The organism is Aquimarina atlantica (assembly GCF_000626715.1).
In the GTDB taxonomy this organism is placed as follows: domain Bacteria; phylum Bacteroidota; class Bacteroidia; order Flavobacteriales; family Flavobacteriaceae; genus Aquimarina; species Aquimarina atlantica.
The window spans coordinates 150,572-173,499 of record NZ_AQRA01000002.1; the positions used below are offsets into that span (position 1 = coordinate 150,572).

The following is a 22,928-nucleotide window of genomic DNA, read 5'->3' on the forward strand; positions in this document are numbered from 1 at the left end:
GGCATCAGGGTTATGAAACTCAACACCTAACTACTGACACTTATAAATATACTTCGCTTCCTTTTTCTTTAAATTCTTCTGCTTTTTCCTGCATCCCTGTTTCGAGTGCTTTTCGATCATCAATTTCTTTTTTTGCTGCATAATCACGTACTTCCTGAGATATTTTCATCGAACAGAATTTTGGACCACACATACTACAGAAATGAGCGATTTTTGCACCTTCTGCCGGTAGTGTTTCATCATGATACTCTCTTGCTAATTCTGGATCCAGAGATAAATTGAATTGATCTTCCCATCGAAATTCAAAACGTGCTTTACTCAAGGCATCGTCTCGATGTTGTGCTCCTGGATGTCCTTTTGCTAAATCTGCAGCATGTGCTGCCAGTTTATAAGTAATCACTCCCGTTCGTACATCGTCTTTATTTGGTAATCCCAAATGTTCTTTTGGAGTTACATAGCACAACATGGCAGTCCCATACCAACCTATCATAGCGGCTCCGATTCCCGAAGTGATATGGTCATATCCGGGAGCAATATCAGTAGTCAAAGGACCTAAGGTATAAAAAGGTGCCTCTCCACAAGCTTCTAATTGCTTATCCATATTTGCTTTGATCATATGCATTGGTACATGTCCTGGTCCCTCGATAAAGGTTTGTACATCGTGTTTCCAGGCAATTTTTGTTAACTCTCCCAGTGTTTCTAATTCTGCAAACTGTGCCTCGTCATTAGCATCTGCAATACAACCCGGGCGTAACCCATCTCCCAGCGAAAATGCTACATCATAGGCTTTCATGATCTCACATATTTCTTCAAAATGTGTATATAAAAAGCTTTCTTTATGATGTGCAAGACACCATTTTGCCATAATAGATCCTCCTCTAGAAACAATACCTGTAATACGCTTTGCTGTCATAGGTACATAGGCTAAACGCACTCCTGCATGAATGGTGAAATAATCTACTCCCTGTTCTGCCTGTTCGATCAATGTATCCTTAAAAATCTCCCAAGTCAAATCCTCGGCTTTACCATTTACTTTTTCTAACGCTTGATAAATAGGGACTGTTCCTATAGGTACAGGTGAGTTACGAATAATCCACTCACGGGTTTCGTGTATGTTTTTTCCTGTAGAAAGGTCCATGATATTATCTGCTCCCCAACGACATGCCCATACTGCTTTTTCTACTTCTTCTTCGATACTTGATGTTGTTGCAGAATTACCAATATTAGCATTAATCTTTACCAAAAAATTTCTCCCTAAAATCATAGGTTCACTTTCTGGGTGATTAATATTAGACGGTATAACAGCTCTACCCCTGGCAACTTCTTCTCTTACAAATTCTGGAGTAATTACCTCGGGAATACTAGCTCCAAAATCTTGACCAGGATGTTGTTTAGAAAGACGTTTTACTTCTTGAAGTTTTTGATTTTCGCGTATCGCAACGTATTCCATTTCTGGAGTGATAATGCCTTGTTTTGCGTAATACATCTGAGAAACATTCTTCCCTTTTTTAGCTCGTTTTGGCTTGCGAAGATGGTTAAATCGAAGATGATCCAGACTAGAATCATTTAGTCTTTCATTACAGTATTCTGAAGAAAAACTATCTAATTCTTCTACATCTCCACGATCCAAAACCCATTGCTCCCGAATAGGTTCGATCCCATTATGTACATTGATCTCTTTTGAAGGATCGGTATATGGGCCACTCGTATCATAAACAGTAACCGGTTGATTAACGGTTCTTTTTCCTGTAATGCTATCGACAGTATCACTTAATTCGATCTCTCGCATTGCTACTTTAACTTGTGGATGAATAGCTCCAGGTACATAGATTTTTTTTGAACTTGGAAAAGGTGTGGTACTAATAATAGTGTCCTGTGGTGCTGTATCTTTTTTCTTCATGAATATTGTATTTCAGGTTTTGATCATACCCTTAGCTGTTAGTTTTTCTTATAGTATTAATGATTTGTAATTAATCCTACCCGCCTTGAGTAGCTTTTATGATTACTATATCATCATCGTTTTCTATCATTGTTTGTTCCCATTTTTCTTTAGAAATGACTTCATTATTAATGGCAATAGCAATTCCGTTAGGAAGAATATCTAATTGCTCTAACAATTTTTTTATTGAACTGTTTTCTAAAATTGATTGGGATTGATTGTTAACGTTTATGGTCATTTTTTTATATATTAATTCCATAAACTTTAGGTCGTAATTGCCTAAATAGAGAAGAAAAACCACACTCATACAAATGTGATATTTACTTTTCCCTTCGTCGGTACTAACCGCATCAGGTTCAAAGGGTATTTCTCAGACCTAACCAAAGTTAAGGACACCCCTAAAGTTTATGTTATAAAAGTAATAAAACTTATATAAAAAAGAAGGTTAAAGTCAAGTTTTAACCTCTTCTTATTTAAAATTTCAATGTTGCTCCAAGCAAAAAATTAATTCCTGCCTGCGGATAAAAACCTGCTCCCTCGATGGTAGTTACCGTACCAGGATTAGAAAAATCATCATCAAATGTAAAAAAGTATCCATTAGACACATATTCCTGATCAAAGACATTATTAACCAATCCTGTTAATACTATTGATTTAAAAACAGGAATATTTTTTATTTCATATACCACATTAAGGTCATTTATAAAGAAACTATCGAGTTTCGAAACTTCACTATCAATATTACCCATGTATTGCTCTCCTACAAATTTAGACAGCAATCCTAATTGAAGGTTTTTTATTGGGCGATACATAAACATATTACCTGCTACAATATTAGGAGAATATGAGATGTTTGTATCTCCCAGGTTGACAAAACTACCATCCCTAGAGGTTATAAAATCTTTATTCTTATTTGTACTTAATGAAACATTGGGTTTAATTACAAATTGATCAGATAGTGTAATATCTGCATCTATTTCGATTCCCAAACGATAACTTTCTCCACTGGTAGCTCTAATTGGTGCACCTACATCATCTAGTGCTCCTGTTAATACCAATTGATCTCTATACCACATATAGTAAAGGTTGGTATTTACTACTATTTTGTTTTTTGCCAATCGCCATCCTAATTCAATATCATTAAGTCTCTCTGCCGTATCTATATCATTTTCAAAATCATCTCTTCTTGGTTCTCTATTAGCTCTGGCATAGGATACATATACTTGATTTACATCATTTACTTGAAAAGTAGCTCCCATTTTAGGGTTAAAGAATGCATAGTTTTTATCTACTTGAAGCGCAACTCTTTTTGAAGTTAATCCTGAAGTTTTATAATTTACAAAACGTCCTTGCAAATCTAAAAATGCACTCCATTTATCATTAATTCTATAAGTGGTTTTGCCAAAAACCGAATATTCGGTTTTCTTTCCGTTTCCAAAATAGTATTTATCTCCACTCTGAAAACCGATAGGATTCTCTGTCCAAACAATTTCACCAAAATGATCTCCATCGTAATAACTATAGAATCCGCCAAAATCGATATCAAGATTATTATCTTTATAATTCACACTAGCATTTGCAACATAAAAATCGTTCTGCAACCATCTTCTACGAAGGTAATCGGTTTGCGTAATTTCTTCTCCGTTAACAGTAACAGGATTTACTCCTAAAAATGCTAAAGTAGCCTGATCAGAAAATAGTACATTACCATAATGCCACTCATCTACATATTGCTCAAAAAAACCTCGGCCATATGTATAATTTAAACCTAAGTTTGTTGACCAGTTGTTGTCATACCTTTGATTCCAATGCAATTGGTAATGATCTTGTTTATAATTATCAACTTCATTCTCATAAAACCCCTGAAGGTTTCCTTCGGCATCATATTGAAATCCTATTGGGTTAAATCGTCTGTCATTTTCTAAAGTAGTCTTGTCAATACCATTCCATGATTGATATGTAATCTCATGTCCACCAAAAGTAATTGCTTTAATCAAAGTATTATCGTTTACATAAGACCCTTGTACGAAATATGATTTTAAATCTGAAGAAGCACGGTCGACATAGCCATCTGATGCTATCGCAGATAGGCGTCCTGCTATTTCTATCTTTTCGTTAAGTAACCCTGTACTAAATTTTAAGTTATGTTTTCTGGTACCAAAGGATCCCACAGTATTCGAAATTTCTGCATTAGCTTTTTCAGAAACAGCATCCGTTAGCAGGTTTAAACTTGCTCCAAAAGCGCCCGAACCATTAGTTGAAGTTCCTACACCACGCTGAAGCTGAAGATTTTCTACAGAGGAGGCAAAATCAGGAAGGTTTACCCAAAATGTACCCTGACTCTCTGCATCATTAAAAGGGATCCCATTTAATGTAACATTTACCCTTGATGCGTCGCTACCTCTTACTCTAATATAGGTATACCCAACTCCGGTTCCTGCATCAGAAGTCGTAACGACTCCTGGTAAATAATTTAATAAAATAGGAATATCCTGACCCAGATTGCGTGTTGCTAGTTCCTCTTTAGACAAATTAGAATGGGTGATAGGTGAATCTGCTTCTACTCGTACAGATTTTACTAAAACTTCATCTAGTTTTTCTATCTTGGTTTGAGTAGAATCTGTTGATTTTTCCTGAGCCGTAAGGTTAATGCTCAATAATAAAAGTGTAAGATATAATAATACGTTTTTCATCCGTAAACATTCATTACGAATAAAAGGGGTTATTATTCTGTTATAAAATTAGTACTTTAAAAAAAGCCTGATACCATTAAGAATACACATTCTACTTAAAGTTTTGGTGTTTTCTATAGTGCCATCTTGCTTATTACAAAAAAGGTACGATGTACCTTTTTTGGTTCCACAGTCCCTTGGCAACATTACTCGCCCAGGTTCATCGGGTATGATCTCAGCCTTTTACATTTAAAACTTAAAAAGCACCCCTTTGAGATTTTGGCGCAAAAATACTGTGTTTTATTGATTTATTGTACATTTATTTGATGTAATGTAGAATCTATACTAAAACAAAGCAATGCTTTAGGATTTTTGAAGTTATAAAAGGGTTATGAAGAATACGAAAAGATCAGTTACTTTTAAAATTATTGCGGGTTATTTACTTGCCGGCTTACTTGCCGTAACTGCATTTTGGGTTATCTATCAGCAATTGGGCAATTATACTCAAATCACCGAAATCAAAAATCAAAATAACGAGAAACTCTTCCTTGTTGGCGAAACCATAACAGGATTATATGAAGCTGAAAGCTTAACAAGAAATATCATTCAAACTTCTGACGTTAAAAAATTTATTACTTATAAAGCCAAAATAGATACCATCTTAAAAACGATTAATCAGGTTTCTGAAATCTCTGATGATACCTTACAAACCCGAAAAATTGATAGTATTAAACTTCTTATTGATAGTAAAAATAAAAACCTCGAAGAGCTTATTAAAGTTTATGAGCAGCGAAAACAAAAAGGGCTATATGAGACTGCTATTGATGAACTGGAAAAAGTAAACAAAAGTTTTGGCGGATATACCAAATACGATATCCGATTTAAAAAATATGATCCTCGTACAAGAAGAGCATTGATAAATATTCTAGAATTAACCAAACAAGATAATGCAAAACGACTTACCAATCAGACCGTCGATTCATTAGCAACTTCGGTAAAACAAGTACTTGCTGAGCTTGAGCAAAAGGATAGAAAATATAGGCGTGAAATAACGCTAAAGGAGAACAATCTTCTTAAAAAAGATCAAATCATTACAAAACAGCTAAGAGATTTACTTGCTTCTATTGAGCGTAATGAAAGAAATGAATATTTTGCACGTCTAGAAGCTTCAAATCAGGTTTTAAATGATACTGCAGATATTATTGTAGTAATTGCAGCCATTAGTCTGCTAATAGCGATTATATTTCTGTTTTTGATTACTAAAGATGTTTCTAAAAGTCAAAAATATCGTAATGAACTCGAAGCCGAAAAAACATATACCGAATCTCTTTTAAAAACACGGGAATCTTTGATTAACACGGTTACTCATGATCTTCGCTCTCCTTTAAATACGGTTATCGGATATTCGGATTTATTAGAAAGAACCGGGCTAGACAATAAACAAAAACACTATCTGGATCACTTAAAAAAATCATCAGATTATATTCTTCATCTGGTAAATGACCTTCTTGATTTATCAAAACTTGAGGCCGGTCGAATGGTAATTGAAGAGCTTCCGTTTTCTCCACAAAAATTAATAGAAAATACAATCTCTAGTGTTATTCCTATAAATGACAAGAAAAATCTTGATATCAGAATTATAACAGATCCTCAACTAAAAAACCAGTATTTAGGAGATCCTTTTAGAATAAAACAGGTATTAACAAATTTGGTAAATAATGCTTATAAATTCACTAATGAAGGTTCTATAACAATTGATAGTAAGGTTATTGAAAATGGTTTATCGGAAAAACAATTGGTTATATCTGTAAAAGACACAGGAATAGGAATTACAAAAGAACAACAGCATTATATTTTTGAAGAGTTTTCTCAGGGAGATGATAATACCGAGAAAAAATATGGTGGTTTTGGTTTGGGTCTTGCCATTACCAAAAAAATAATTAAACTCTTAAAAGGTAAAATCGAATTAGAGAGTGAACTTAACGTAGGTAGTAAATTTACATTTTATATTCCTTTTAAACAGTCTGGCACGTTAATCCCCGAGGAAGAATCAGAAGTTACAGAAATACAAAACTTTACAAACAAGAAGGTTTTGATCGTTGATGATGATCCCAGTCAATTAGCATTAACTAGTGAAGTAGTTACATTAGCTGGTCTGACTTATGATATTTGTAAAAATGGTATTGAAGCGATCTCATTATTACAAACCAATACATACGATCTTGTACTTACTGATATTCAAATGCCAAAAATGGGTGGTTTCGAGCTTTTACAATCTATAAAAAATAATGCAAATCAATCTAATATACCAGTTGTTGCATTATCTGGTCGAACAGATACTTCTTTTGCAGAATATCAAAATGCCGGATTTGCTGCAAGTTTAAGAAAACCATATGCTCCAAAAGAATTAATTGACCTTATTGCCAAGGTACTTAGTGTTGATTTAACCAATTATAATGGGACAAATCATAATGATTTTAATCTTTCTGATGAGCAATATTCTCTTAGTGATTTAATGCTTTTTGCTCAAGGTGATTCTGACTCTTTATATGCAATTTTAGATACATTTTATGAAACTACCATTGACAATGTTAAAGAACTAAAAACGACAATCAGAAAAAAAGACATCCATCATATTAAAAAAATTGCTCACAAAATGCTTCCTATGTTTAAACAGATAAAAGCAAAAGAAGTAGTACCTATTCTAGAAAAACTAGAAGATCCTGATCAATATCATCTCAATAAAAAAGCTATACTAAATCTAACCAATGATGGCATCGAAAAAATTGAAGATTTAATCGATAAACTAAAAGTAGAAAATTAAAGACTAATATCGTACTGTTTTAATTTATTGTATAGCGTTTTTCGATCTATCAAAAGCATTCTGGCAGCTTTAGCTTTATTTCCATTTGCTTTTTCTAAGGCATCAAGAATCAATTCTTGTTCATTTTGGTTTTTAAACAATCCATAAGTTTGTTTTGCATTATGAGGAGCATACGCAATATCATTTGGCAATACATCTAATGTAATCATATCGCTTTGAGAAAGAAGAACAGATCGTTTTACCATATTTCTTAATTCTCTTAAGTTACCAGGCCAATTATATTTTTTAAATGCTTCTAATACTTCATCGGTGAATCCAACTACATGTTTTTCTAATTCGATATTTGATTCTTCAAGAAAGTGATTTGCAAAAAGCATCAGATCTTCAATTCTATCTCGTAATGGTGGTACTTTAATAGAGAATTCATTTAACCTATGATATAAATCTTCTCGAAAATCTCCTTCTTTTACGGCATGACTAAGGTCTTCATTAGTAGCAACTATTACTCTAATATCTACTTCTATTTCTTTATTACTCCCTACAGGTTTGATTTTTCTTTCCTGAAGTGCTCTTAACAATTGAACTTGCAGCTCATAACTTAGATTACCTATTTCATCTAAAAATAATGTTCCTTTATTTGCAGCTTCAAAATGCCCTACTTTATCATTTACAGCACCGGTAAAGGATCCTTTTATATGCCCAAAAAACTCACTAGAAGCTATTTCTTTAGGAATAGCACCACAATCTACTGCAACAAATGGTTTATCTGCTCGCTTACTTGCTTTATGAATACTGCTGGCAACGTATTCTTTACCTGTACCACTATCTCCTATTACTAAAACAGACATACGCGTAGGAGCTACCAAAGCAACATATTCATTTAGTTTTTTGGAAGCATCGCTAACTCCGCGAACAAAAGAATCATTAGCTCTTTTTGGTATTTTAGGCTGTGTTACACTGGTTTCTTTTTCTTTAACTATTTTATCTGATACCGCTCCTTGTTTATGTAGAGCCTTTTCTATAGTATGTAGTATAGTATCTGGATTAAATGGTTTAGAAACATAATCAAAAGCCCCTTGCTTTATTGCACTAACAGCCATATTAATTTCGGCATAACCGGTCATAATAATTACTTGAGTATCGGAGCTATGTTTTAAAATTTCGGCTAATAAGGTAATACCATCACTATCGGGTAATCTTACATCAGAAAGTACAATATCAAAAGTTTCTTTCTTAATTTTTTGAATAGCTTCATTACCAGAAAATGCTGTAAAGACCTTATATTCCTTTTTTTGTAAAAAGGTCTTAAGCATTGTACAAAAAGCCACATCATCTTCAACGATAAGTATCTTAGACATATTTAAAAATTTATTCCTAAAAAAAGCTATTGTATAAAATTACGATTTAAAATACTTAGTTCGAATAAAAACATAAAAAAAGAGACCCTTGGGATTGAGTCTCTTTTTTAGCACTAAACAACTTTATATCGTCCTTGGTTGCAAAACGATATCCTTTTCTACCCCTAGATTTAAGATTTATTGTCGTTTGGCTTTATCCATTCGCCATTAGCGCTTGCAAATACAACTTTTGTATTATCGTCTTTATCTTGTAGGATAATTTTATACGTATTATCCTTAGACATATATGCTTTTACAATCCTTAACTCTGCAAAATCTTTGGCAGCTGCTTCTTGAATTGATAATGGCAATTCTACAATATTGATTTCAGTATATTCTTGCTGCTCATACTCATAATCTCTAAACTCAAGATCATCACTAAGAACGGCTAATTCGTCCTGAGCAACAACACCCTGTGCCGAAAAGATACTTACTACAATCGCTACTATCATTGGTAACTTTTTCATTTTGGGTTACTGAATTATTTCTACAGTTAATAAATAGTAATAATTGTTCCAAACATGTAACTACAATCAAATATGATTTAAATTACTGAAAATCAAATAATTATAATTTTTACATATAGAAACATATCGGTGTAGAAAATGTAGAATCCACACAAAAGTGTAGAAATATTACACGCTTTTAAAAAAAGATTAACTCATAAAGAAGGTTTTTTACGATTAGCTTTCTTTAATGAATGCTTTTGTTTACTATCCAAACGTTTTTTGATAGCTGCCCTAGAAGGTTTAGTTCGTTTTCTTTTTTTAGGAATATAGAGATTGGCCTTAAGAATTTCCAAAAGCCTTTTAATCACCAGTTCTTTATTTTTATGTTGACTTCTGCTATCACCACATTGTAATAATAGAACACCAGATTTGGTTAACCGTGAAGACAATTTCTGGCTCAACCGTAATTTTTCGTCATCGGTAAATCCTGCAGATGCCATGATATCTAAAGTTAGTTCTATTTTTGAAGATACTTTATTTACATGTTGACCTCCTGCTCCTGAGCTTCGAATGGCTTTAAATTTTAGTTCATTTATGATTATAGAAGTATTCACGAAAAAAGAGTTACCTGGTGTGCCGACTTAAGTAAATCATTTACTGTTTTTACCGGGTTAAATGTAGTTAATGGCACTTCTACAAACACACTAATCCAATTTGCCATTGCACCATTCCATAACCCAGGAAGTTCTAGCGCTTTCAGAATCTTACCATTCATAGTTTTTTGGGTAATAAATCCTGCATCAGGATCTACAAAATCAAGTAGATTGAATTTCTTACCATTATAATCCCGTACGCCACACACCAGATCAACCGGATTAAAATGAGTAGCACTACCAAGAATCTCTTCTTGTCTTCGATCTTTTTTATCAATTTGTGGTGCCTCGATAATCTGTAATACCAATCTTCCATTTTCTCGCTTTATCCAAAATGGTCCTCCTCCTGGCTCTCCTTCGTTAATTACCATACCACAAACCCGAATAGGTCGATTTAAGGATTCTCGTAAAAATTGAAGTTTATATTTATCAGAAAATTTATCAAAATCTAGCGGTAATCTTACATTAAGCTGGTGTACTAAAAACTTTTTGATGTCTTTTAACTCTGCTTCTGAAGGCTTCTTTTCATCAATTGCATTTAATATTCTAAATACTTCGTCCTGAATTTCGATGAGCTTACCAGCTAATACTTTTTTATATCCAGAAACTTCATCTTGGTATTTACGTACCACTACATTATCTATATTTTTAATATAAATAATATCTGCATCCAAATCATTTAAGTTTTCGATCAATGCTCCATGTCCTCCTGGTCTAAATAACAAACATCCATCTTCTTTTCTAAACGGTTCATTATCTTCGGTTACTGCAATAGTATCTGTTTCTGATTTTTGAAATGAATAGGTAATACTAAAATTGGTATTGGTTTTCTCTTCAACTTTTTTCTTAATTCTTTCAAACTCATCTTTAAAAGCTTCGAGATGATCTTTAGAAATCGTAAAATGCAGTTTAGAATCACCTTTGTCGTTAGTATTATAACCGGCTGCTTCATATAAATGTTCTTCAAAAGAGGTTGCTATGCTATCATCATATTTATGAAAAGGGAATAACCCCTTGGGAAAGGTTCCATAATTTAACCCTTTTTCTTTTAGCATCATTTCGACAAAAATATACAATTGTTTCCCTTCGGATAACGATCTAAATTTAGGATAGGCACTTTTTACTTTTTCCATAACTATATCATAGAATGGAAATTTTTCCAGGCCTATTAAAAAAAGACGTATTGCATTTGCTTTTTCATGATTTGTATAAGAATTAAGACTTTCTTTTTTAAAATCATAATTATCAAGAAACCGAAATAAATCTTTAAACATTCGTGTAGCTGCACCTGATGCAGGGACAAACTTTATCGTTTCGAGATGCTGCATTCTAGAATTGTATAACTTGGTAAGTTCTGACTGGTAATGTTCAGAAAATTTAAGGATTCCATTATCCAATGTTGCTGCACTTCTTAATGCTACAAAAGGAATTTCATTTTTAAAAGTTTCTATTTGTGTAAGTACTTTATCAATCGTTAATCCTTTTGATTTGATTAACTTAATATCTTTATCTGTTATATTCACTTCTATCTTCTATTAATTGGCTAATGTGTGTCAATGCTTTTTTAAAACGAGATATTTTATCTCCTTTTATGACGATGTATGGAAGATTATGTTTATCAAGACATTCTTTAAATCTTAAAAACATTTCTTCTCGTTCGTGGGGTTTGTCTCTTAGATCATCGGCAATCCAAGGAATGTCAATATAAGTCAAAAGATACAAATCATAAACATTTTCTAATGAAATTTTATTTAAGATTTTGGGAACAACCCCATCGTAGTATGCTTCTGAATACACTTTGAGCTCTAAAAGATTTGTGTCACAAAACAATAGAGTGTTAACGTTTTGAGCGATTTCATTTTCTAATTTCATTTGTCCTTCTGCAATCTGAAGCATATCGTCATATACACATACTTCTTTGGTTTCGTCCCATTTTCTTTGCAAATATTCTCGCATATATTCGGGAACACACTCTGTATTATAATATGCTGCCAATTGCCTGGATAAAGTAGTTTTACCCGTACATTCTGGACCAAACAATACTACTTTTATACAATTGCTGGATCGTTGTCTAAGCTTTTCTTCCATGTGATATATCCAAAAATTGCAATAATCGTAAACACTACATATTGCAAACTGGTAAATGTAAATCCTTTATAAAAATATAATGGTATCGAAATAACATCTCCGATAATCCAAAATACCCAGTTTTCAATTTTTCTTTTTGCCATTAACCACATCCCAACAAAGAATATTGCTGTAGTTAAGGTATCTATATATGCCGCCCAATCATTTAACTTGTCAAAAACGACATAAACTCCATACACAAAAAGTAGGGTCATGACAAAAATTATGGCCGATATGTTCTTTTCTTCTACAGTTGTTCTTGCAATAGGAGTAACATGTCTCTCATCTATTTTTCGGGTCCAGATGTACCATCCATAAATACTCATTATGAAATAATATACATTGATCATCATATCTCCTAATAATGACCATTGCAATAACAAATACACGTAAATTGCTGTACTTATAATACCCGTTGGATATACCCAAATCTTATTAAACCAAGCAAAAATTACACTTAGCAGACCAAAAAATGCTGCTATAATCTCGAGCGTTATATGTAAATCGGAGTATTCTGAATACTGCCCAAATAAAAATTCAAAAATGGGATTCATAATCACTTCTATTACTTTTTACCATTTTCATATACACTAAAACGTGATCCATATCTCCAAATGCGTTTTTAATTTCTAAAGTCAAAAAAGACATTACTTCATCATACTCTCCATAGATTTGAGTACTTAAAGGGTTTTCTAAAACTGTAAACTCAGATGCTCTTAATCGTTTTATAAAATGAATAATATGTTCTTCAAAATCAGCTTGAAGCGGGGTAAGGGTTAATTCTATTGATATTTGCATCTTATCTTTTTATATGATATTTCCCAAAAATATGCATCTAATTGTACACTCAAATTTACATTTCCGAAGCTGGTAAAGCGTATACACAGGTAAATCCCTCAAATTCTACAAATGTCATATCATAATGTGTTATTTCATCTTTATAATTAACTGCTCCATAAACAAATGGATAGTCTAATGTAAAAGGAGAAATATAAATATGTTGCTCAAAACTCAAGCCTGCCGTTGCATATAATTTATACAAAGATTCTTTAGCTCCCCAAATTATAGTTAATGCACGAGTCTTATCCAGATTTTGTTTTCCTAGAGCATCATTCTCAAAATCATTCACAAATTTATGGGCAATTCTATGAATCTTTTCTCTTTGTTTTTCGATATCAATTCCAACAAGTTTATCACTAATTATGACTCCTGCATACTCATAAGAATGAGTAATAGAGATCTGTTTTCCATCTTTAAGATGTGGTTTTCCAAATTCATCATAATACAGATCATGATCGGTATAACCAAATGCAGCCAACAGGTGTCTAACACTCATAAAACCTCTGCGGTGCATATCAGATTTCATATTATCTACTCTATTCTGGCAATGTTGCGTTAATTCTATTCCCTGGCAGAGAGCATCATAAGATTCTTCAATCTTCCAAATCAACACATTAGTACTTTCATCTACTGTTATAGTTTTGTAAAGAGGCATTTAAATTCTTAAAGTTATTATGTACCTTTGCAAACCGAAAAAGGAATATTATTCCATTTTTCGGGAAACGAATTTAGAACAATTTAGTGCGAAATACCAGAAAGCACTTCATAAACATAAAATTAACTACTATGAGTACTAAAACTGTACCTTATGTTCCTTACAAGGTGAAAGATATTTCATTAGCTGCCTGGGGAAGAAAAGAAATCGAATTAGCTGAAGCAGAAATGCCAGGACTTATGTCTCTTCGTGAAGAATATAAAGATGAGCAACCTCTTAAAGGTGCTCGTATTGCGGGTTGTCTTCATATGACTATCCAAACTGCAGTGTTAATAGAAACACTTCAGGCTCTTGGTGCAGAGGTAACCTGGAGTTCTTGTAACATTTTTTCTACTCAGGATCAAGCTGCAGCTGCAATTGCAGAAGCAGGTACTCCAGTATATGCCTGGAAAGGTATGAATGATGAAGAATTCGACTGGTGTATAGAACAGACTCTATTTTTTGGTGAAGATCGTAAACCTCTAAATATGATTCTTGATGATGGGGGAGACTTAACTAATATGGTTTTAGATAAGTATCCTGAATTAGTAGAAGGAATCAATGGTTTATCTGAGGAAACAACTACCGGTGTTCATAGATTATATGAGCGTATGGCAAATGGAACACTTCCAATGCCAGCGATTAATGTAAACGATAGTGTTACTAAATCAAAATTTGACAATAAATACGGATGTAAAGAAAGTGCTGTAGATGCGATTCGTCGTGCTACCGATGTAATGCTTGCTGGTAAACGTGTTGTTGTTTGTGGATATGGAGATGTAGGTAAAGGTACTGCTGCATCGTTTAGAGGAGCAGGTTCTATAGTTACTGTTACCGAAATTGATCCGATTTGTGCTTTACAAGCAGCAATGGATGGTTTTGAAGTAAAAAGACTAGAAACTGTTGTTGGAAATGCAGACGTTGTTATTACCACTACCGGAAATAAAGATATTGTTCGCGGAGAACACTTTAAAGCAATGAAAGATAAAACCATTGTTTGTAACATTGGGCATTTTGATAATGAGATCGATGTGGCTTGGTTAAATTCGCAAAGCGAAAAAGTTGAGATCAAACCTCAGGTAGATAAGTACAATATTGGAGGTAATGATATTATACTTCTTGCCGAAGGTCGTTTAGTAAATCTAGGTTGCGCAACGGGTCACCCAAGTTTTGTAATGAGTAATTCATTTACCAATCAGACATTAGCACAGATTGAGCTTTGGACTAATATCGAAAATTATGAAAATAAAGTGTATATGCTTCCAAAGCATTTAGATGAAAAGGTAGCAAAATTACACCTGGCTAAAATTGGAGTAGAACTTACTGATCTTAGTAAAGAGCAAGCTGAGTATATTGGTGTAACTGTTGAAGGACCTTACAAGCCAGAATATTACAGATACTAAATTAAGGTCGCTGTAGTTTTATATACTACTTAGGCTTTTAGAATAAGAAACCCCTTATCTTTCGATAAGGGGTTTTTATTTACAATAACAAAGGTGTGTTATTATTTCTTTTTCCTAAAGATATAACTCATCCATACAGGATCATTCTCTTCAGAAACAATAGATTGTCGATCTACGAACTCCCAATTCGCAGCATTCATATAATTCAATAAATCAGAGGTTTTCTCTAAATCTTCTAGCTGCTTAATGGTTATTTGCTTACCCACCAAAGATGTTTGTTCCTCTACCTTAATCCTTTTTACTTTACCTCTATTATTTGCTTTTTGAATTACAATAACCTCTAGATAGTCATATTTAGGAATATCTTGCGAAGTAGCAGTAGAAGCTATGCATAAAAAGAAGATAACGGATACTGTTTTGGTTAGTATAGTATTCATAGTTTTCTATTTTTGAGTTATACCAAAGGTTAACTAATATTACTTTGCCTTTTTAAGGATATATTTAGCCATTTCCTTAGCTAGTTTTGCATAACTCTCGGCTATTCTGTATCCAGAGTTATAATCGGCTCCATAAAAATTACTTCCTGGTACTTTAAAATACTTTGTAGAGAATAATATTTTATCAGGATTACCAGTTTCATATACAATAATCGTTGCATTTACTTTAGAAGGTTGTTTCATAACACCCACATTATAGCCTGGATAAATCCATGTTGTTTTTACTTTCATAGTATGAGTAGCACCTTCCAGGTTTTTTTCAACTTTAACGGCTCCACCATCAAAACGCTTATTGAAAGATTCTATATATTTTGGTTCATATAAATTTTCACGATCAGCAAACCAGGATTTTTTAAATCTTTCACCTCTACCAGCTTCTTTAGCTTCTCGCTTATCCATTTTGTCTTTTAGGAACTCTTCTTCTGTATCAAATTTGTCTACTTTAAGGTTTTCATAATCGAAAACCAAATTATACGCTGTGATACCTTTTAAATTTTTAATACTTCCTTCCTGGTCTTTTCTTTTTTGACTAAAAGAAAGGGTAACAGTCATTAACAATGTTAATAATAATAACTTTTTCATGATTAGGTTTTTAAATTTGATGATAAATATATTTCTTTTTTTTAAGAATAAAAGAAAAGTCTTTAACAGCTCGATTCTTAGAGGTTAAAACAGAAAATTCTTTAAACTCAAAGTAGCTATTAGGAAATTTATGACAAACAAAAAACCCTTTTCTTAATACAGAAAAGGGTTTTTTTATATTACAAAGGAAAGATCCTTTATGCTTCAAATGGAATTATAGAAACATAGGATTTATTGTCTTTCTTTTTAGTAAATTTCACTAAACCATCTACTTTAGCATGTAGCGTGTGATCTTTACCTGCATATACGTTTTCACCTGGTTTGTGGGCTGTACCTCTTTGTCTTACAATGATGTTACCAGCCACGGCAGCTTGTCCACCAAATATCTTCACACCTAAGCGTTTCGATTCTGATTCTCTACCGTTTTTCGAACTACCAACTCCTTTTTTATGAGCCATTTTCTTTCGGTTTTATATTGTTAATACTTACAGGATTACCTGCCGTTTTTTATTTTCCTTGTAAAGCTTCAATTAGTTCTGCTTTCTTCATAGAAGAAATCCCAGAGACTCCCTGCGCTTTAGCCATTTCTTTTAATTCAGCTACTGTCTTAGTGCTTAAATCTTCTTTATCAGCTTTTGGCTTTGCTGCTTCTTTCTTAGGAGCAGCTGCTTTAGTTTCTGCTTTTGGAGTAGAAGCTTTTACTTCTTTCTCTGCTTTAGCTTTTGGCTCAGCTTTTTTAGTTGCAGTTTTCTTAGCTCCAGAAGTTACTATACTTTCGATAACAATTTCTGTAAGAGATTGACGGTGACCATTTTTAACACGGTATCCTTTACGTCTCTTTTTCTTGAAAACAATAACTTTATCACCTTTAAGGTGTCTTGTGATTTTTGCTCCTACTTGAGCTCCATCTATAGCTGGGGCGCCTAAAGTAATTTTATCTCCATCAGCCGCAAGAAGAACTTTATCAAAAGAGACTTTATCTCCTTCTTCTCCTGCTAAACGATGTACAAATACTTTTTGGTCTTTTGCAACTTTAAATTGCTGCCCTGCTATCTCTACAATTGCGTACATAGCGTAACGTTTAATTAATTATTTTTATAAATAAAGAACTGCGCCTATTTCTAATTAGGCGGGTGCAAATATACTGCTAATTAATTAAATGACAAATATTTTATACCTCTACAGGCTTCGAATTGTGATTTTTTTTAGGATTCCAACTTTCTTTAAACAATTGCATAAAAGATAATGTAAGCACAAAAGTAGTGGCAAACCCCATAACTGCTGCAACAAACACAACTATCCCTACTCCCACATGATAATGCGAACTCCAATTTGCCAGCATTTCTGGTAAAAAATTAGTGTTGATATTAGTTACATAAATCGCAAAGAAAATAATAAAAACGATTGTAGCATTAAACCCTGTAAAAAGTCCCGCCATAAATCCTTTTTGATATTCAAAATCACTTCCCTTTTCTTGCTTGTAATTTTTCATGGCTTTGTACAAACCAAGGGCAACTATAATACCATTACCCAAACTAAAAACAGGTTTTGTTTGTACACCAATCAAAGAAAGAAGTAAAAAATATACAATAAGTCCAGCAGCAATAAGGAGTCCATAGGTAACAGGAATAGTTGATTTCTTCATGGTTTCACTCTTTAGGATTCTCTCTTAAAAGTAAGAAATTTAAGAGTTTTTTAACCTTAACAACTTGTTAATTTATTGTTTAACAATAAGATAGACCACTACTTATTCCTATTAGCTAAGTATACTCCCAAAATAATAACCCCAGAAGCAAGCACTTGATACAGTGTAAATTTCTCATTATCTAATATCCCCCACAGCATGGCTACAATAGGAATAGTATAAGTTACGGAAGTCGCAAATACCGGGGTACTGATCTGTACCAGTTTATTAAACAATACTTTGGCAATACCTGTACCTACTATAGCAAGTATAGATATATACACCAAACTCACATGTACTTTTGGGTTAGTAACTACTTCGGCTTTAAAAAAACCTGAAAAACACAACACGATTAAAGCAGGGATCACTAATACAATAAAATTTCCGTTAGCAATTGCCATAGGTGGGATATGCTGCATATACCTTTTTATGATATTTACATTTATTGCATAACATACCGAAGCACAAAGTACTAATAGTGCATACCAATAGTTTTGATTAGGGTTTACTGAAGCTCCTTCTAATATCAGGGCAACACAGCCTATTAGCCCCACAATCACACCAAAGAATTGATTTTTACTAAATCGAATAGAGAAAATCAACATCCCCAGGATCAAAGTAACCAATGGCGTAGTAGAATTAAGAATTGACGCTATACCACTATCAATTTCTGTCTCAGCAAAGGCGAATAAAAAAGCAGGAATAAATGTTCCTGCAAAGGCAGATATGATCACCCATTTCCAGTCTGACGTCGCTATTTTTCTCATGCTTCTAAATCCAATCAGAAACAAAAATGTTGCTGCAAATAATGTCCTTAGCGCACCCAATTGTAATGGCGTAAGGCCGATCAATGATTTCTTGATAAGAATAAATGAACTACCCCAAACCAGAGAAAGTACTGCCAGATAGATCCATTTTAGTTTTGTGTTTTGCATTTTTGCGAAGTAAGTTGCAAAAGTGATAAAATTATAAGTACACAGAATACCTTTTGGAAGAAAATTAACTATTAAAAAGCGTATTTGAAGTTTTTTACTCTTTCCAACGAAGTGTTTCCATAAAATACCTCATATCATTACGCAAATAATTTGCGGCGGGAAGTATAGAATCATAATTAGGTTTCACTTTAAAATATATAGAACCTACTATAAAATGCCGAATACTATCGGTCGCATAAAACTGAGATGCAGAAGCAGCATCACCAGAAACCTCATAAAACATACCATATACTTTATTTTCTTCATTTGCATATGGTGTTTGCACAATCCCATCTGCTTTGATTACATGTTCCTGGGTAAGGTTTTGAGCATCTCTAAGTAACGAATCCAGATTATTGTTGATTTCATAATAAGAAATATACATCGTGGCTCTTAATTTTTTATACTCCAGATTGTACCAGCAATTTTTATTTCTTCTCGCTCTTCGAAGTTCTGAAAATTCGTTTTTTTCAAAAGAATAAGGACAAGGTAATGCCAGCTCTTTATACTTGGGAGCAGGATAACTTAATCGTAGCATCCCTTCTGGTTTAGGCAATACTTCGCCCCCGCAAGAAAATAGCATACAAACACTGGTCACTATAAAAAATCTAACTATTTTCGTTTTCATTAATGGTCAATTTCACTTGTTTTATTCGCTTGTTATCCAACGATTCTATTTTAAAAGCATACTGATTTACCGCAATAATTTCTCCACGTTTTGGGAAACTTCCTGAGATCTCCAGTAACAATCCTGCAATAGTTTCTGCATCTCCTTTCTTTTCTTCAAAAACACTGTTATCTTCCAGTTTCAGTACTTTATAAAAATCTTTTAAAGCTGTTCTTCCTTCAAAAACATAGTTTTGATCATCTAATTTCGAAAATATCAAATCTTCATCATCAAACTCATCACTAATATCCCCTACAATTTCTTCTATAATATCTTCGAGAGAAATCAAACCACTGGTTCCTCCGTACTCGTCTACAACGATAGCCAGGTGATTTTTTTTATCTTTAAAATCATTAAGTAAATCATCTAGTTTTTTATTCTCTGGTACAAAATAAGGAGTTCTTAACAGAGATATCCAATCAAAAGAAGGTGTATTAATATAAGGCAATAAATCTTTTACATACAGAATTCCAATTACATTGTCGATACTATCTTCATATACCGGAATCCTGGAATATTCTTTTTCGATAATCTCAGGAAGAATTTCCTGGTATGCAGCTGCACTATTTAATGCAAAAATATCCATCCTTGGATGCATTACCTGCTTAGCATCTGTGTTTCCAAAAGATACAATACCTTCTAATATTTTCTTCTCTTCGTCTGTAGTATCTTTGTCTGAGGTTAGTTCTAATGCCTGTGACAATTGATCTACACTTAAATTCGATTTCTGTTTCCCTAATCGGTTATGAATCCTAACAGTAATACTACGCATTGGCATACTAACCGGCGAGATAGCCCAATCCAGAATTGCCAGGGGTCTTGCCATAAATTTGGCAAACTTCACCTTATTTCTACTGGCATATAGCTTAGGTAAAATTTCACCAAACAATAAAATCAAGAATGCTGCGACTCCGACCTCTACTACAAATCTCACATTAATCAAACCCAGCCAAACATAATCAAGATTGCTAAAATATACCTTACCCAAAGTATCAAAAAGCAACACTATCGCTATATTGATAAAGTTATTTGCTACTAATATGGTAGCCAATAACTTTTTTGGGTTATCTAGTAGTTTAGACACAATCCTAAGATTCTTAGACGCATTCTCTTCATCTTTAAGATCTGTAGGAGTTAAAGAAAACAGAGCTACTTCGCTACCCGATATTAATGCAGAAAAAATAAGCAGCACTACCAGTACAACCACATTAATAGTTTGCACAAAATCAAAAACAAATAGTGAAATAAATAACGGTTCAGGATCAGGGTCCAAATTATCTTTGTTTAGTTAGACATATCAGAACGGAAGATCATCATCTTCTGTTGCTGGTGAATTAGATGAAACTTCCTGCGAATTGCTTGTAGCAGGTGTGTTAGTTTGAGGTGTATTCTGAGGTTTATGCTCAGAAGGCTGGTTCTCATTCTTAGGTGTAAGAAAAGTAAAATCTGTACATTGTATTTCTGTACTATACCTGTCTTTTCCTTGCTCATCTTGCCATTTTCTGGTTTTAAGACGGCCTTCAATATATACCTTATCTCCCTTATTAAGGTATTTCTCACAAATTTCTGCAGCTTTATTCCTAACCACGATATTGTGCCATTCTGTAGTATTTACGCGTTCTCCTGTGCTTTTATTCACATACGAATCATTAGTAGCAAGAGGAAATCTGCCTATGCAACTACCTCCTTCAAAATAATGCATCTTTACCTCATCACCCGTATGCCCTATAAGCATTACTTTATTTAGTGTTCCAGACATTTTAGTTTATGGTTTGTTGTTTTGGTTTATCACTGCAAAGAAATGACAAACTGTATTAAATAACGCTATCCTAATACTTCTTATTTTTTAAAGTAACTTCAAATAGCTTTGTTTATAGTAAATGTAATAAAAAAATTAATATATAAATGATCCCTCAATGGTCTTAACTTAGGTTTTAGATCTTTTTAACCTGTTGTACTTTGGGGTTCTAAACTCATCAGTTTTGCTGAAAAAAGGTATCTATAAAATTACCCAACAGAATAGGAACGGGATAGGTATGTATTTCTTCATAATCAACAATTTTTTGATCCTCGTTTATTTTTGAAGGTATATCTGATTTAACAATATAAAATCGCGTATATAAATGCTGATGAGATAATTTATGCACAATAGCCTCTTGTTGGTGCGGGATAATCTCATACTCCTTATCTTTTATCATTTCTCTAAAAACAGCATGAGATGCAATAGCATCTGTATCTATGGCATCACTTTCTATTAAAGGAAACTCATATAATCCTTTCCATATACCATTACCTACTCTTTGTTGGATGATCGTTTTCTTATCTTCTGTAAAAAACACCAAATAGTTAAAGTAGCGTTTCTTAATTTTTAGTTTTTTGATTTTGACTGGTAATATATCTACTTTTCCATTTTTAAGTGCTTCGCAACTATCTTGTAGTGGACATACAATACAATATGGACTTTTGGGTTTGCATTGTAATGCACCAAACTCCATAATTGCCTGGTTATAAGATGCAGGTTCTTCATGATCCATTAGGGTTATCGCAAGCTCTTTAAATTCTTTTACTCCTTTTGTACTATTAATAGGAGTATCGATTCCAAAATATCGTGACAATACCCGATATACATTTCCGTCTACTACAGGAACTGCTTCGGCATAACATATCGAAGCAATAGCACTCGCTGTATAATCGCCAACTCCTTTTAATTGTATGAGACCTTTATATGTATTAGGAAAAACACCATTTAAATCATTTGCAACATATTTTGCAGTAGCGTGCAGATTTCTGGCTCTAGAATAATATCCTAATCCCTGCCATAATTTTAACACTTCTTCTTCATTTGCATTTGCAAGATCAAATACCGTTGGAAAAGCTTCTGTAAACGACATATAATAAGGTAATCCTTGCGCCACTCTGGTCTGCTGAAGTATAATTTCACTGAGCCAAATATGATATGGATTTTTAGTTTCTCGCCATGGCATCGACCTTTTATTTTGTAAGTACCACGTAATGAGTTTTTTAGAAAATATCATAGTAAAATTATAAGTTTTGCAAAATTAAACGTTTAAAGATGAAAATATCATCTTAAGTATTGATATTTTGGATTTTAAATTCTTATATTTGCCCCCTTGAAAATTTAAAAACCCCTAAATAGGTAATATAATGACTAAAGCAGATATTGTAGCAAAAATTTCAGAAAAATTAGGAATAGAAAAAGGTGATGTTCAGGCAACGGTTGAAACCTTTATGGAAGAGGTAAAAAGCTCACTAGAGAGTGGAGATAATGTATACCTTAGAGGATTTGGTAGTTTTATAATCAAAACCAGAGCAGAGAAAACAGGCCGTAATATTTCTAAGAATACTACGATCAAAATTCCTGCACACAATATACCTGCGTTTAAACCTGCAAAAGTATTTGTAGAAGGTGTAAAAACTAACGTAGAAGTAAAATAAATAATTTATAAATATAAAACAGTACACACTATGCCAAGTGGTAAAAAACGTAAAAGACACAAGGTAGCTA

The 22,928-nt window shown here is 33.2% G+C and carries 24 protein-coding genes and 1 riboswitch; of the genes, 3 read left to right on the forward strand and 21 right to left on the reverse strand.

The window, feature by feature from the left end; genetic code table 11:
* Nucleotides 1–40 precede the first annotated feature (40 nt).
* From thiC to ATO12_RS05140, 3 genes are all read right to left on the reverse strand, one after another.
* Nucleotides 41–1,900 (reverse strand): phosphomethylpyrimidine synthase ThiC, encoded by a 1,860-nt coding sequence (gene thiC / locus ATO12_RS05130; protein WP_034239705.1) that lies wholly within the window; start codon nt 1,898–1,900, stop codon nt 41–43.
* A 76-nt stretch (nt 1,901–1,976) separates the two neighbouring features.
* Nucleotides 1,977–2,198 carry a sulfur carrier protein ThiS gene (gene thiS / locus ATO12_RS05135; RefSeq protein WP_240486098.1) on the reverse strand — a complete coding sequence of 74 codons (222 nt, stop codon included), beginning with the start codon at nt 2,196–2,198 and terminating at the stop codon, nt 1,977–1,979.
* Nucleotides 2,199–2,249: 51 nt separating this feature from the next.
* Nucleotides 2,250–2,349, reverse strand: a riboswitch (TPP riboswitch).
* Nucleotides 2,350–2,412: 63 nt separating this feature from the next.
* Nucleotides 2,413–4,632, reverse strand: coding sequence for a TonB-dependent receptor (locus ATO12_RS05140; RefSeq protein ID WP_034239707.1), 2,220 nt, complete (start codon nt 4,630–4,632; stop codon nt 2,413–2,415).
* Between the two features lie 370 nt (nt 4,633–5,002).
* On the opposite strand from ATO12_RS05140, the gene ATO12_RS05145 reads away from it, so the two are divergent.
* A complete protein-coding gene (locus ATO12_RS05145; RefSeq protein ID WP_034239709.1) occupies nt 5,003–7,435 on the forward strand; it encodes a hybrid sensor histidine kinase/response regulator in 2,433 nt (810 codons plus the stop codon).
* On the opposite strand, the gene ATO12_RS05150 is transcribed toward ATO12_RS05145, so the two are convergent.
* From ATO12_RS05150 to ATO12_RS05185, 8 genes are all read right to left on the reverse strand, one after another.
* On the reverse strand, nt 7,432–8,793 hold the full coding sequence (locus ATO12_RS05150; RefSeq protein ID WP_034239712.1) for a sigma-54-dependent transcriptional regulator: 1,362 nt from the start codon (nt 8,791–8,793) through the stop codon (nt 7,432–7,434). The genes ATO12_RS05145 and ATO12_RS05150 overlap by 4 nt on opposite strands.
* Nucleotides 8,794–8,963: 170 nt before the next feature.
* Nucleotides 8,964–9,299 carry a hypothetical protein gene (locus tag ATO12_RS05155; protein ID WP_034239713.1) on the reverse strand — a complete coding sequence of 112 codons (336 nt, stop codon included), beginning with the start codon at nt 9,297–9,299 and terminating at the stop codon, nt 8,964–8,966.
* 194 nt (nt 9,300–9,493) lie between these two features.
* The gene (arfB, locus tag ATO12_RS05160; RefSeq protein WP_034239715.1) at nt 9,494–9,895 is read right to left on the reverse strand and encodes an alternative ribosome rescue aminoacyl-tRNA hydrolase ArfB; all 402 of its coding nucleotides are present in this window, start codon (nt 9,893–9,895) and stop codon (nt 9,494–9,496) included.
* Nucleotides 9,892–11,457, reverse strand: a complete 1,566-nt coding sequence (locus ATO12_RS05165; protein ID WP_034239716.1) for a DUF4301 family protein — start codon at nt 11,455–11,457, stop codon at nt 9,892–9,894. Before ATO12_RS05165 ends, arfB begins: the two co-directional genes overlap by 4 nt.
* On the reverse strand, nt 11,441–12,022 hold the full coding sequence (locus ATO12_RS05170) for an AAA family ATPase (RefSeq protein ID WP_034239718.1): 582 nt from the start codon (nt 12,020–12,022) through the stop codon (nt 11,441–11,443). The genes ATO12_RS05165 and ATO12_RS05170 overlap by 17 nt, the downstream gene beginning before the upstream one ends.
* Nucleotides 11,983–12,615 (reverse strand): nicotinamide riboside transporter PnuC, encoded by a 633-nt coding sequence (gene pnuC / locus ATO12_RS05175; RefSeq protein WP_034239720.1) that lies wholly within the window; start codon nt 12,613–12,615, stop codon nt 11,983–11,985. The genes ATO12_RS05170 and pnuC overlap by 40 nt, the downstream gene beginning before the upstream one ends.
* Entirely contained in the window at nt 12,599–12,859 is a 261-nt protein-coding gene (locus ATO12_RS05180) for a hypothetical protein (RefSeq protein ID WP_034239722.1), read from the reverse strand. The genes pnuC and ATO12_RS05180 overlap by 17 nt, the downstream gene beginning before the upstream one ends.
* A 55-nt stretch (nt 12,860–12,914) precedes the next feature.
* Nucleotides 12,915–13,556, reverse strand: a complete 642-nt coding sequence (locus tag ATO12_RS05185; RefSeq protein ID WP_034239725.1) for a 4'-phosphopantetheinyl transferase family protein — start codon at nt 13,554–13,556, stop codon at nt 12,915–12,917.
* Between the two features lie 131 nt (nt 13,557–13,687).
* Here ATO12_RS05185 and ahcY point away from each other — a divergent pair, with 131 nt between their 5' ends.
* Nucleotides 13,688–14,998 (forward strand): adenosylhomocysteinase, encoded by a 1,311-nt coding sequence (ahcY, locus tag ATO12_RS05190; protein ID WP_034239727.1) that lies wholly within the window; start codon nt 13,688–13,690, stop codon nt 14,996–14,998.
* Between the two features lie 101 nt (nt 14,999–15,099).
* Here the strand turns inward: ahcY and ATO12_RS05195 are convergent, their stop codons facing one another.
* The 10 genes from ATO12_RS05195 to mutY all read right to left on the reverse strand — a co-directional run bounded on the left by ATO12_RS05195 (nt 15,100) and on the right by mutY (nt 22,437).
* Nucleotides 15,100–15,435: a hypothetical protein gene (locus ATO12_RS05195; RefSeq protein ID WP_034239730.1), complete on the reverse strand. Its 336-nt coding sequence runs from the start codon at nt 15,433–15,435 to the stop codon at nt 15,100–15,102.
* A gap of 39 nt (nt 15,436–15,474) precedes the next feature.
* Nucleotides 15,475–16,077 (reverse strand): hypothetical protein, encoded by a 603-nt coding sequence (locus tag ATO12_RS05200; RefSeq protein ID WP_034239732.1) that lies wholly within the window; start codon nt 16,075–16,077, stop codon nt 15,475–15,477.
* Between the two features lie 197 nt (nt 16,078–16,274).
* Nucleotides 16,275–16,535 carry a 50S ribosomal protein L27 gene (gene rpmA, locus ATO12_RS05210; protein ID WP_034239735.1) on the reverse strand — a complete coding sequence of 87 codons (261 nt, stop codon included), beginning with the start codon at nt 16,533–16,535 and terminating at the stop codon, nt 16,275–16,277.
* A gap of 49 nt (nt 16,536–16,584) precedes the next feature.
* On the reverse strand, nt 16,585–17,148 hold the full coding sequence (gene rplU / locus ATO12_RS05215; RefSeq protein WP_034239738.1) for a 50S ribosomal protein L21: 564 nt from the start codon (nt 17,146–17,148) through the stop codon (nt 16,585–16,587).
* 100 nt (nt 17,149–17,248) lie between these two features.
* A complete protein-coding gene (locus ATO12_RS05220) occupies nt 17,249–17,722 on the reverse strand; it encodes a DUF4199 domain-containing protein (RefSeq protein WP_034239739.1) in 474 nt (157 codons plus the stop codon).
* A 98-nt stretch (nt 17,723–17,820) separates the two neighbouring features.
* Nucleotides 17,821–18,696 carry a DMT family transporter gene (locus ATO12_RS05225; protein ID WP_034239742.1) on the reverse strand — a complete coding sequence of 292 codons (876 nt, stop codon included), beginning with the start codon at nt 18,694–18,696 and terminating at the stop codon, nt 17,821–17,823.
* A gap of 94 nt (nt 18,697–18,790) precedes the next feature.
* Nucleotides 18,791–19,363 carry a gliding motility lipoprotein GldD gene (gene gldD, locus ATO12_RS05230; RefSeq protein ID WP_034239745.1) on the reverse strand — a complete coding sequence of 191 codons (573 nt, stop codon included), beginning with the start codon at nt 19,361–19,363 and terminating at the stop codon, nt 18,791–18,793.
* Nucleotides 19,344–20,675, reverse strand: coding sequence for a gliding motility-associated protein GldE (locus ATO12_RS05235; protein WP_034239748.1), 1,332 nt, complete (start codon nt 20,673–20,675; stop codon nt 19,344–19,346). The genes gldD and ATO12_RS05235 overlap by 20 nt, the downstream gene beginning before the upstream one ends.
* Nucleotides 20,676–20,699: 24 nt before the next feature.
* The gene (locus ATO12_RS05240) at nt 20,700–21,161 is read right to left on the reverse strand and encodes a single-stranded DNA-binding protein (protein ID WP_025664476.1); all 462 of its coding nucleotides are present in this window, start codon (nt 21,159–21,161) and stop codon (nt 20,700–20,702) included.
* A gap of 217 nt (nt 21,162–21,378) precedes the next feature.
* Nucleotides 21,379–22,437 (reverse strand): A/G-specific adenine glycosylase, encoded by a 1,059-nt coding sequence (gene mutY / locus ATO12_RS05245; protein ID WP_034239752.1) that lies wholly within the window; start codon nt 22,435–22,437, stop codon nt 21,379–21,381.
* A 130-nt stretch (nt 22,438–22,567) separates the two neighbouring features.
* Between mutY and ATO12_RS05250 the strand changes: the two genes are divergently transcribed.
* Nucleotides 22,568–22,858: an HU family DNA-binding protein gene (locus tag ATO12_RS05250; RefSeq protein ID WP_024768281.1), complete on the forward strand. Its 291-nt coding sequence runs from the start codon at nt 22,568–22,570 to the stop codon at nt 22,856–22,858.
* Nucleotides 22,859–22,928 lie beyond the last annotated feature (70 nt).